The 11,719-nt window shown below is 70.9% G+C and carries 8 protein-coding genes; 5 read left to right on the plus strand and 3 right to left on the minus strand.

Annotation, left to right across the window (positions count from 1 at the left end):
• Positions 1-24: 24 nt before the first annotated feature.
• The 3 genes from STRTUCAR8_RS34060 to STRTUCAR8_RS34070 all read right to left on the minus strand — a co-directional run bounded on the left by STRTUCAR8_RS34060 (position 25) and on the right by STRTUCAR8_RS34070 (position 3,097).
• A complete protein-coding gene (locus tag STRTUCAR8_RS34060; RefSeq protein ID WP_006380784.1) occupies positions 25-936 on the minus strand; it encodes a carbohydrate kinase family protein in 912 nt (303 codons plus the stop codon).
• Positions 933-1,997: a LacI family DNA-binding transcriptional regulator gene (locus STRTUCAR8_RS34065; RefSeq protein WP_006380788.1), complete on the minus strand. Its 1,065-nt coding sequence runs from the start codon at positions 1,995-1,997 to the stop codon at positions 933-935. Before STRTUCAR8_RS34065 ends, STRTUCAR8_RS34060 begins: the two co-directional genes overlap by 4 nt.
• Positions 1,998-2,134: 137 nt before the next feature.
• Positions 2,135-3,097: a hypothetical protein gene (locus tag STRTUCAR8_RS34070; protein ID WP_044473374.1), complete on the minus strand. Its 963-nt coding sequence runs from the start codon at positions 3,095-3,097 to the stop codon at positions 2,135-2,137.
• A gap of 302 nt (positions 3,098-3,399) precedes the next feature.
• On the opposite strand from STRTUCAR8_RS34070, the gene uvrC reads away from it, so the two are divergent.
• The 5 genes from uvrC to STRTUCAR8_RS34095 form a co-directional block, all read left to right on the plus strand.
• The gene (gene uvrC / locus STRTUCAR8_RS34075; protein WP_006380783.1) at positions 3,400-5,520 is read left to right on the plus strand and encodes an excinuclease ABC subunit UvrC; all 2,121 of its coding nucleotides are present in this window, start codon (positions 3,400-3,402) and stop codon (positions 5,518-5,520) included.
• Positions 5,517-6,569, plus strand: a complete 1,053-nt coding sequence (gene rapZ / locus STRTUCAR8_RS34080; RefSeq protein WP_006380787.1) for an RNase adapter RapZ — start codon at positions 5,517-5,519, stop codon at positions 6,567-6,569. The genes uvrC and rapZ overlap by 4 nt, the downstream gene beginning before the upstream one ends.
• Positions 6,566-7,633 (plus strand): gluconeogenesis factor YvcK family protein, encoded by a 1,068-nt coding sequence (locus tag STRTUCAR8_RS34085; RefSeq protein ID WP_006380785.1) that lies wholly within the window; start codon positions 6,566-6,568, stop codon positions 7,631-7,633. Before rapZ ends, STRTUCAR8_RS34085 begins: the two co-directional genes overlap by 4 nt.
• Positions 7,624-8,607 (plus strand): DNA-binding protein WhiA, encoded by a 984-nt coding sequence (gene whiA / locus STRTUCAR8_RS34090; RefSeq protein WP_006380790.1) that lies wholly within the window; start codon positions 7,624-7,626, stop codon positions 8,605-8,607. Before STRTUCAR8_RS34085 ends, whiA begins: the two co-directional genes overlap by 10 nt.
• A 168-nt stretch (positions 8,608-8,775) precedes the next feature.
• On the plus strand, positions 8,776-11,719 hold a 2,944-nt coding region (locus tag STRTUCAR8_RS34095), incomplete at its 3' end, for a M14 family metallopeptidase (protein ID WP_006380786.1).

Genomic DNA, 11,719 nt, shown 5'->3' on the forward strand with positions numbered 1-11,719 from the left:
CGCCCCGGTCGGCTGAACCGCCCCCTACAGGTCGCCCAGTTCGGCCGCGTACGGCGGTTCCGCTCCCGCTCGTGAGCAGGTGATCGCCGCCGCGCGCGCCGCGAGGCGCAGCAGCCCGGTCCAGCCGTCGGGGCCGAGGCCGGCCAGTCCCGCCGGGGACAGCGCGTCCCGGGCCGACAGGCCGTGCAGCAGCGCCGCGTTGACGGTGTCGCCGGCGCCGATCGTGTCCACGACGTCGACCTCCTCACCCGGCACGGAGTGCTCCGCGCCGTCACGGGTGAAGACGGTCAGCCCGTCGCCGCCCCGTGTGACCACGACGGCGGAGGGACCGGCGGCCAGCCACTCGCGTGGGGTCCCACCCAGCCACTTCGCGTCCTCCTCCGAGAGCTTGAGCAGCGACACCGACGGCAGCCAACTCGTGAAACGGGCCCGGTACGCGTCCGCGTCGGGGATCAGCACCGCCCTGATGTTCGGATCGAGCGCGGTGAACACGCCCTGTGCGGCGGCGCTCCGCAGCAGTTCCTCGTACGCGCTCGCCCCGGGCTCCAGGACCAGCGAGCAGGTGCCGAACGACACCGCCCGGACGGTGTCGGGGAGCCCCGCCGGTGCCGTGAACAGCCGGTCGGCGGTGCCCTCGACATGGAAGGAGTAGGCGGCGGAGCCGTCCACACCGATCGAGGCGACGGCGAGCGTCGTGGGCTCACTGCCGCGCTGTACGGACGACACGTCGACGCCCGCCGCGCGCAGCCCGTCGAGCAGCGCCTCACCGAACGCGTCGAACGAGACGCGAGAGCAGAACGCGGTGGGGGAGCCCAGACGGCCGAGGGCCACCGCCGTGTTGTACGGCCCGCCGCCGAGCGCCGGTCGCAGATCCGCGAGAGGCCCCACCGCACGCGGTACCAGGTCGATCAGTGCCTCACCGGCGACGACGATCACGAGCTGGGTCCTCTCTCGGTCTGACGGGGGTTCTCGCGGCGCTCCGGGTCGGTACACCCGCACGACTCACGGTGGACGAACGTGCACGGGAGCCGCACGGTCCGGGTCGGGCGGTCGGGGTCGGCCAGGCGGTCCAGGAGCAGCCGTACGGCCTCGGCGCCGATGTTCTTGCCGGGCTGCGCGATCGCGGTGAGCCCCGGGGTGAAGAGATCGGCCCAGGCGAAGTCGTCGAAGCAGCACAGGGCCAGGTCGCCGGGCACGGTGAGGCCCCGTTCGCGCAGGGCGCGCAGGGTGCCGATGGTCATGGCGTTGTTGGCGGTGACGAGGGCGGTCGGGGGCGCGGCGAGGGAGAGGAGGGCGGCGGTGGCGCGCTCGGCGCCGTGCGACTCGGAGTCGCCGTGGGCCACCAGGCGTTCGTCGTGGGGCAGCCCGGCGGACGCGAGGCCGATGCGATAGCCGGTGATGCGCTCCGCCGTCGTGCTGAGGCCGGGGCGGCCCGCGACCAGGCCGATGCGCCGGTGGCCGAGGGCGGTGAGGTGGGCCATCAGCCGGGCCATGGGTTCGGCGTTCTCGGCACAGACCTGGTCGAAGGGAGGGGTGCTGTCCGAGGGGGTGTCGAGCACCCGGTCCAGGAACACCGTCGGCACGTCGTGCCGGGTCAGGTAGGCGATCAGGGCGCCGGGATCCGCCGAGGGGGCGACGATCATGCCGTCCACGCGTCGTTCGTGCAGCAGCTGGACGACCTTGCGCTCGTGCTCGGGGTCGTCGTGCGGATCGGCGAGGAGGAGGCTGTAGCCGTGCTCCAGGGCCCCGGACTCGACGCCCTGGAGGATCTCCGTGAAGTACGGGTTGCTGATCGCCGACACCGCGAGTCCGATGGACCGCGTCCGTGCGGTGACCAGGGAACGGGCCAGCGTGTTCGGGGTGTAGCCCAGTACCTCGATGGCGTCGAGGACGGCCTGCCGGGTCGCGGGGCGCACGACACGGGTCTCGTTCAGTACGTGCGAGACGGTCGCCACGGACACGCCGGCATGCCGTGCGACATCGGTCATCGTCGCCATGGAGTCCCGCCTTCCCGTCCTGACCGGGCTTCGATGGCGGCAACGTACCGCATCCAACGGGGAACGTAAACGCTTGCGTAAGCGTTTACGTACGCGTTTGCGCCGGACCTGGTCCCTCACTCCTCACTCCGAGTCCGTCACTCCCAGTCCCAGCCGATGCCCAGGATGCCCGGGCGCAGCCTCGGTTCGACGAGGTGGACCGAGCGGTGGCGGACGCTGACCGGCAGGTCCTGGCGGCCGCTGCGGGGCGCCGCGGCCGAGTGCTGGGCGAACCGGTGGCAACGCACCGGCAGCGACCCGTCGTCGAAGCGGACCTGGAGCGCGTACTGGCCACCCGCGACACCGAAGCCGCGGACGTACTCGCGGGACACCTCCGCGGTGCCGTCCTCGACGGCGTACCGGAAGAGGAACGTGTCGCCCGCCCGCAGCCGTGTGTCGAAGAGGAGTTCGGCGACGAGTACCCCCGTGTCCTGGTGCCGTCGTATCCGCCCCGTGCGGCAGTTCTCCAGGGCGTGGACCGACATACGGTCCGGTGCGCAGCCGGGGTCGCCGTGGTGCACGGCGACGAACCGGTCCGTGCCGTCCCGGTGGGCGCGCACGATGTGGTGGGCCTCACGGGTCAGGAGTTCACGCCGGGTGCCGATCCGTACCCGTTCGTGCAGGCCGAGAGTGTGCAGGCCGCCGTCGAGCGGCGACCCCAGCTCCGTCAGCAGCTGTTCCAGGACGCCGGAGGCCTCCACCAGGGAGCGGTACGACCGAGCGGCGGGACGCTGCGTGCCGACGCGCTCGTCGCCCTGGGCCAGCAGCCGTATCAACGACTCCTCCGGCAGCTGGAGGATCTCCTCCAGGGCTCTCACTGCCCGCAGCGACTCGGGGCGCTGCGGGCGGCGGGCGCCCTGCTGCCAGTAACTCAGGCTGGTGACGCCGACCTTGACCCCGTACCGCCACAGATGGTGCTGGACGCGCTGCAGCGGCAGACCGCGCGCCGTGATCGCGGCCCGCAGAGCCATGTGGAAGGGGCCGTTCCGCAGGGCCGTGTCCAGTTCCGCGGTGGCGTCCTGCGCGATGACGTCGTCCACGTGGGGTGAGGCTTGGCGCATACGGGGGCCCTTCTGTGAATGATCACGGCGGCTGGTCGGACCGCGCGCGTGGGGTGAACCGCGGCGGCCCGGCGGGCGCACGAGGCGTCCCGCCCCCGTGTCCTGCTGTCCGCACGTACGTACGCGGCCGTTCACCGCCCCGAGTTCCCCCGCATTGAAGCGTGTTGACCAAGGCGCGACAACACCTGAGGCGCAACACGCGCGACCGCCGAGACCCTCGCCTCCCGCCCGCTCCTCGCGGGCCGGCGGTGGCCGTCCACAGGATCACCGCACTGTCACACCCCGCCAGTAGGGTGTGAGACATGGCCGACCCCTCCAGCTACCGCCCCAAGCCGGGACAGATCCCGGACTCTCCCGGGGTGTACCGATTCCGCGACGAGCACCGCCGGGTGATCTACGTCGGGAAGGTGAAGAGCCTGCGCCAGCGCCTGGCCAACTACTTCCAGGATCTGGCCGGTCTCCACCCGCGCACCCGCACGATGGTCACCACGGCGGCCTCCGTGGAGTGGACAGTGGTGTCCACGGAGGTGGAGGCGCTCCAGCTGGAGTACTCCTGGATCAAGGAGTACGACCCCCGGTTCAACGTCAAGTACCGCGACGACAAGAGCTACCCGTATCTCGCGGTGACGATGAACGAGGAGTACCCGCGCGTCCAGGTGATGCGCGGTCAGAAGCGCAAGGGCGTGCGCTACTTCGGGCCGTACGGACACGCGTGGGCCATCCGCGACACCGTGGACCTGCTCCTGCGCGTCTTCCCGGTGCGGACCTGCTCGGCCGGAGTCTTCAAGAACGCCGCCCGCACCGGGCGCCCCTGCCTCCTCGGCTACATCGGCAAGTGCTCGGCACCCTGCGTCGGGCGGGTCTCGGCCGAGGAACACCGCGACCTGGCCGACGAGTTCAGCGACTTCATGGCCGGCCGCACGGGGACGTACATCCGCAGGCTCGAACAGCGGATGACGGAAGCGGCCGAGGAGATGGAGTACGAGCGGGCGGCCCGGCTGCGCGACGACATCGAGGCCCTCAAAAAGGCCATGGAGAAGAGCGCGGTCGTCCTCGCCGACGCGACCGACGCCGACCTGATCGCGGTCGCCGAGGACGAGCTGGAAGCGGCCGTCCAGATCTTCCACGTCCGCGGCGGGCGGGTCCGCGGCCAGCGGGGCTGGGTGACCGACAAGGTCGAGGAGATCACCACCGGCGCACTGGTCGAGCACGCCCTCCAGCAGCTCTACGGGGAGGAGAAGGGCGACTCCGTACCGAAGGAAGTCCTCGTCCCCGCGCTGCCCGACCCCGTGGAGCCCGTCCAGGAGTGGCTGGCGGAGCGGCGCGGATCCGGCGTCTCGCTGCGCATCCCGCAGCGCGGCGACAAGAAGGCCCTCATGGAGACCGTGCAGCGCAACGCCCAGCATTCGCTCGTGCTGCACAAGACCAAACGCGCCTCCGACCTGACGACCCGCTCGCGCGCCCTGGAGGAGATCGCCGAGGCCCTCGACCTGGACAGCGCCCCGCTGCGGATCGAGTGCTACGACATCTCCCACCTCCAGGGCGACGACGTGGTGGCCTCGATGGTCGTCTTCGAGGACGGCCTGCAGCGCAAGAGCGAGTACCGCCGCTTCCAGATCAAGGGCTTCGAGGGGCAGGACGACGTCCGGTCCATGCACGAGGTGATCGGCCGCCGCTTCAAGCGCTACATCGCCGAGAAGGAGAAGACCGGGGAGTGGGCGGACGGCCAGGAATCCGGCCAGGAATCCGGCTCGGGAACCGGTCAGGAGCCAGGCAGGGAACCCGGCGGGGAGCTGAAGGACGACGAGGGGCGGCCCAAGCGGTTCGCCTATCCGCCGCAGCTCGTGGTCGTCGACGGCGGGCAGCCACAGGTGGCCGCCGCCCAGCGGGCACTGGACGAGCTGGGCATCGACGACATCGCCGTCTGCGGCCTCGCCAAGCGACTGGAGGAGGTCTGGGTACCCGGCGAGGACGACCCGGTGATCCTCCCCCGTACGAGTGAGGGCCTGTATCTGCTCCAGCGCGTCCGGGACGAGGCCCACCGCTTCGCGATCACCTATCAGCGTGTCAAACGGGCCAAACGCTTCCGGGCAAGCCCACTGGACGACGTTCCCGGCCTCGGCGAAACCCGGAAACAGGCGCTCATCAAGCATTTCGGCTCGGTGAAAAAGCTGCGGTCCGCCACAATCGACCAGATCCGCGAGGTTCCCGGCATAGGCCTCAAGACGGCCGAGACGATCGCCGTGGCCCTCGCACAGGCGGCCCCGGCCGCGCCCGCCGTGAACACGGCGACCGGAGAGATCATGGATTACACGGCAGACACGGCAGACACGCAGGACGGGGAACCCGAGACGAGAGCGGGGTCCCCGGGGGAGCTCGTAGCCGCGGGCGCCCCGGACGAGCGACGGGGGCAGGAGAAATGACCGAGCACGAGACACCGAAGGCCGAGCGCACAGCGGACGGCCAGACAGGTCACAGCGAAGCGGGCGATGATCGCTCGCGGCACGCGGAGGGCCCGGCACCGGGCGAGACGGCGGGCCAGGCACCACCGGGCCAGGAAGACGGAGAGCAAGTGGGTACGGGCATCGAGACAGCCGGGACCGCCGAGGCGGCCATCCCAGAGCTGGTGATCATCTCCGGTATGTCCGGAGCCGGCCGTTCGACGGCCGCCAAGTGTCTGGAGGACCTCGGCTGGTTCGTCGTCGACAACCTGCCGCCCGCGCTGATCCCCACCATGGTGGAGCTCGGCGCCCGCTCCCAGGGCAACGTCGCCAGGATCGCGGTCGTCGTCGACGTACGCGGCAGGCGCTTCTTCGACAATCTCCGTGAGTCGCTCGCCGATCTCGCGGTGAAGGGCGTCACCCGGCGCATCGTCTTCCTGGAGTCCTCGGACGATGCCCTGGTACGCCGCTTCGAGTCGGTACGCCGGCCGCACCCCCTCCAGGGCGACGGCCGCATCGTCGACGGCATCGACGCCGAGCGCGAACTGCTGCGCGAGCTGCGCGGCGACGCCGACCTGGTGATCGACACCTCCAGCCTCAACGTGCACGAACTGCGCGCCAAGATGGACGCCCAGTTCGCCGGCGACGAGGAGCCCGAGCTGCGGGCCACGGTGATGTCCTTCGGCTTCAAGTACGGCCTCCCGGTCGACGCCGACCTGGTCGTGGACATGCGGTTCCTGCCCAACCCGCACTGGGTCCCGGAGCTGCGCCCGTACACCGGCCTCAACGAGGAGGTGTCGGCGTACGTCTTCAACCAGCCCGGCGCCAAGGAGTTCCTCGACCGGTACGCCGAGCTGCTGCAGCTCATCGCCGCCGGATACCGCCGCGAGGGCAAGCGCTATGTGACGATCGCGGTCGGCTGCACGGGCGGCAAGCACCGTTCCGTCGCCACCTCCGAGAAGCTCGCCGCACGCCTTGCCTCGCAGGGTGTGGAGACCGTGATCGTGCACCGGGACATGGGACGGGAATGACGGGACGTACACCGCGGCTCGGCAGGCTGCGCCGGGTGACCCCCGAGGGCCGTGCGGGCCGGCCCGTCGAGGCCCGGGGCGCCAGGCCGCGCCGGCGGGGTGCCCAGCCCAAGGTCGTCGCCCTGGGCGGCGGTATGGGGTTGTCCGCCTCCCTCGCCGCGCTGCGCCGGATCACCGGCGACCTGACCGCCGTCGTCACCGTGGCCGACGACGGCGGCTCCAGCGGGCGCCTGCGCGACGAGCTGGGCGTCCTGCCGCCCGGCGACCTGCGCAAGGCGCTGGCCGCCCTGTGCGGCGACGACGAATGGGGCCAGACCTGGGCCCGCGTCATCCAGCACCGCTTCCAGTCCAAGGGTGAGCTGCACGAACACGCGGTCGGCAACCTGCTGATCGTCGCCCTGTGGGAGCAGCTCGGCGACCACGTCCAGGCCCTCGACCTGGTCGGCAGGCTTCTGGGCGCGCACGGCCGGGTCCTGCCGATGTCCGCCGTACCGCTGGAACTGCAGGCTCTGGTCAGGGGCCACGACCCGGAGCGGCCCGACGATGTCGACACCGTACGGGGGCAGGCGAATGTCGCGTTGACGCCGGGCGAGGTACAGACCGTGCACCTCGTGCCGCACGACCCGCCCGCCGTCCCGGAAGCGGTCGCCGCCGTCCTGGACGCCGACTGGGTGGTTCTCGGGCCCGGATCCTGGTTCTCCTCCGTGATTCCGCACCTTCTGGTGCCCGAGCTGCTGGAGGCGCTGACCGAGACGAAGGCCCGCCGGGTACTCTCGCTGAACCTCGCGCCGCAACCCGGAGAAACCGAAGGCTTCTCACCGCAGCGTCATTTGGAGGTTTTGGGACGACACGCCCCTAAACTCGCCCTGGACGTGGTGCTGGCCGACGAGGCCGCCGTGCCCGACCGCGACTTGCTGACCGATGCCGCCAAGCGGTTCGGTGCCGCGGTCGAGCTGGCGCCGGTGGCCCGGACCGACGGATCTCCTCGGCACGATACGGAGCTGTTGGCCGCCGCGTACGACCGTATTTTTCGGATGCATGGAAGGATCGGCCCATGGCGATGACGGCAGCGGTGAAGGACGAGATTTCCCGGCTCCCCGTCACCCGTACCTGCTGCAGGAAGGCGGAGGTCTCCGCCATTCTGCGGTTCGCCGGCGGCCTCCACCTGGTGAGCGGGCGCATCGTGATCGAGGCGGAGCTGGACACCGCGATGGCGGCCCGTCGGCTCAAGCGGGACATCCTGGAGATCTTCGGCCACAGTTCCGAACTGATCGTGATGGCACCCGGCGGACTGCGCCGCGGCTCCCGTTACGTGGTCCGGGTGGTCGCGGGCGGTGACCAGCTGGCCCGGCAGACAGGGCTCGTGGACGGCCGTGGGCGCCCGATCAGAGGCCTGCCGCCCCAGGTGGTCTCCGGCGCCACGTGTGACGCGGAGGCGGCCTGGAGAGGCGCCTTCCTGGCCCACGGCTCGCTCACCGAGCCGGGACGTTCATCGTCCCTCGAGGTGACCTGCCCCGGCCCCGAGGCCGCGCTCGCCCTGGTAGGCGCCGCCCGACGGCTCTCGATCGCCGCCAAGGCCCGCGAGGTGCGGGGTGTCGACCGGGTCGTCGTCCGCGACGGGGACGCGATCGGCGCCCTCCTCACCCGGCTCGGCGCACACGAGTCGGTGCTGGCCTGGGAGGAGCGGCGGATGCGCCGCGAGGTCCGCGCCACCGCGAACCGCCTCGCCAACTTCGACGACGCCAACCTGCGACGCTCCGCGCGCGCGGCCGTCGCCGCCGGCGCCCGGGTCCAGCGCGCGCTGGAGATCCTCGCCGAAGAGGTCCCCGAGCACCTCGCGGCGGCCGGCCAACTGCGTATGGAGCACAAGCAGGCCTCCCTGGAGGAGCTCGGCGCCCTCGCCGACCCGCCGCTGACCAAGGACGCCGTCGCGGGCCGGATCCGCCGACTGCTCGCCATGGCCGACAAGCGGGCCCAGGACATGGGCATTCCGGGGACGGAGTCCAACCTCACCGAGGAAATGGCCGACGCGGGCTGACGGAGCCTCACACAGGGCTGACCGGCCCTCAACACGCCGATGCCGGTACCCACTTCGGGTGCCGGTATCGGCGTTTGTCAGTTGTTGGCGCCCCCTTGACTGGATCATGAAGTGTCATGAGCCTGGCATCTGGCCCGCCACTGCGGCGGACCATCGCTAGGGGGGTACATGAGACGCAGAGCGAGAACGATCCTCGCCGCCGGCGCACTCCTGCTGGGCGGCGCGGGACTCGCGCCCGTCGCCGTGGCCGCGGAGGACGCCGGCACACCCGGCGCCGACGAGGTCAAGGTCTTCCGGGCCGAGGTCACGAAGGCGCAGATACCCCTGCTGCTCGCGGCCGGCCAGGACGGTCACGAACTCGGGGAGCAGGCGCCGGACAAGGGCACGGCCACGGTCGAGGTCTACCTCACCGACAAACAGGCCGACCAGCTGGAGGACAAGGGCGTCGACCTCGAGGAGCACACGCTCACGGCGAAGGCACGCGCGCGCGTGGCCGCCGCCGGTGACGGTGTCTACCGGCCGTACAGCGGGGCCGGAAACCTCAAGGAGGAGATCCTCCGGACCGCGCAGAAGAACCCGGCCCTGACCAAGGTCGTCTCCATCGGCAAGACCTTTCGGGGTCAGGACATCCTCGCGCTCAAACTGACCAAGGGCGCGAAGAAGTCCAAGGACGGGGCCAAGCCCTCCGTCCTGTACGTGTCCAACCAGCACGCGCGTGAATGGATCACGCCGGAGATGACCCGCCGGCTGATGCACCACTACCTGGACAACTACTCCAGGGACCGCCGCATCAAGAAGATCGTCGACTCGACCGAACTGTGGTTCGTCCTGTCGGCGAACCCTGACGGCTACGACTTCACGCACCGGGCCGACGGCGACCGCCAGTGGCGCAAGAACATGCGGGACATCAACGGCGACGGCGCCACCACCATCGGCGACGGCGTCGACCTCAACCGCAACTTCGCCTACAAGTGGGGCTACGACAACGAGGGCTCGTCCCCGTTCCCCACCAGTGAGACCTACCGCGGTGCCGGCCCCGACTCCGAGCCCGAGACCAAGGCCCTGGACGCCTTCGAGAAGCGCATCGGCTTCAAGTACGGCATCAACTACCACTCCGCCGCCGAACTCCTCCTCTACGGAGTCGGCTGGCAGGTCGCGTCGCCGAGCCCCGACGACGTCCTCTACAAGTCCCTCGCCGGCACGCCGGAGAACTCCGCGATCCCCGGCTACCACCCCCAGCTCTCCTCCGAGCTGTACACCACCAACGGCGAGGCGGACGGCCACGCCGCCAACGTCAACGGCACGGCGATGTTCACCCCGGAGATGTCGACCTGCCAGACCGCGTCGAACCTCTACCCGGACGACGCCTGGAACGCGGCAGACTGCGCCTCGGTCTTCACCTTCCCGGACGACGAGAAGCTGATCCAGCAGGAGTTCGCCAAGAACGTCCCCTTCGCCCTGTCGGTCGCCGAGTCCGCGGCCAGGCCCGACCAGCCGAAGTCGTCGGTCGGCATCGCCGCCCCGGACTTCACCCCGGCACCGTTCACCACCTCGTACTCGCGCGGCGCCGACCAGGAGGTCTCGGTCGTCGCACGCAAGTCCGTACGCGACAAGAAGCTCAAGTACCGCGTCAACGGCGGCCGTACGCACGACATGGCGCTCAGGGCGTGGAAGGGCGGCGAGACCTTCGGCGGCGACGACAACCTGTACTTCGACGAGTACCGCGCCAAGGTCGCCGACGGCGACCCGGGCGACAAGGTCGAGGTCTGGTTCACCGGCGTGACGAAGGACAAGAAGCCCACCAAGAGCACCCGGTTCACGTACACGGTCGCCGAACGGCCGCGCGCGGACACCCTCGTCGTCGCCGAGGAGGGCGCGACCGCCACACAGGCGCAGACCTACGTCGACGCGCTGAAGGCCAACGGCAGGAAGCCGCTCGTCTGGGACGTCGCCGCCCTGGGCGCACCCGACGCGCTCGCCGTCCTCGACCACTTCAAGACGGTCGTCCACTACACGGGCGCCGTACGGCCGGGCAACGCCACCCAGCTCCAGCTGCGCGCCTACCTCAACGAGGGCGGCAAGCTGGTCGAGGCAGGCGAGAGCGCCGGCGGCTCCGTCGACCTCGGCGGGGGCACCCTGTCGAACGACTTCAGCCAGTACTACCTGGGCGCCTACGCCCGTACGACCCTGCCCTCGGTCACCGCCTTCAACGGCTCCGGAAAGCTCGCCGGCGTCAACAGCGCCCTCGGAGACGCGCCGGGCAACCCGCTGAACGCGGCCGGGTCCTACAGCGTCACCTCGGACAACCTGTCCCCGGCGACGTTCCCGCAGTTCGCCGGCGCGGGCGCGGGCGGCTACCCCGGAACCCCCAACCCGTACGGACCGTACGCGGGCTCCTCCATGGCGGCCGTCACCCACAGCGACTACGCCTGGAACCGCCTCGCCCGCACCATCGACCTCACCGGGGTGAGCGCGGCGGACGCGCCCACCTTCCGTACCCAGCTCCTGTGGGACACGGAGGAGGGCTACGACCACGCCGTACTCGAAGCCCACACGGCCGGTGCCGACGACTGGACCACGCTCCCGGAGAAGGGCGGCGCGACCAGCACCACCGTTCCCGCCGAGTGCGAGGCCGGGTTCTTCATCCAGGGCCACCCGGCGCTCACCCGCTATCTGACCCTCGGCTCGGGCAGCTGCACGCCCACCGGGACCAGCGGCTCCTGGAACAGCCTCACCGGAGCCTCCGCCGGCTGGCAGGAGGTCAACTTCGACCTCTCCGCCTACGCCGGCAAGAAGGTGGAGATCTCGCTCAGCTACATCACCGACCCCGGCTCCGGCGGACGCGGCGTCCTCGCCGACAACGCCACCGTCGTGATCGGCGGCACGCCGGGCGCGGTCGAGGGCTTCGAGACGTCCCTGGGCGCCTGGAGCACCCCCGGACCGCCCGCGGGCAGCCCCGCGGTCATCAAGGACTGGGGCCTGTCGGGCGAGCTGTTCAAGACGTACGGAGCGGTCACCACCGGCGACACGGTGCTGCTGGGCTTCGGCCTGGAGCACGTCACCACGGCGGCCGACCGCAAGGCGCTCCTCGGCAAGGCGCTGGCCGCGCTGA

This window comes from Streptomyces turgidiscabies Car8 (assembly GCF_000331005.1).
GTDB classification, from domain to species: Bacteria; Actinomycetota; Actinomycetes; order Streptomycetales; family Streptomycetaceae; genus Streptomyces; species Streptomyces turgidiscabies.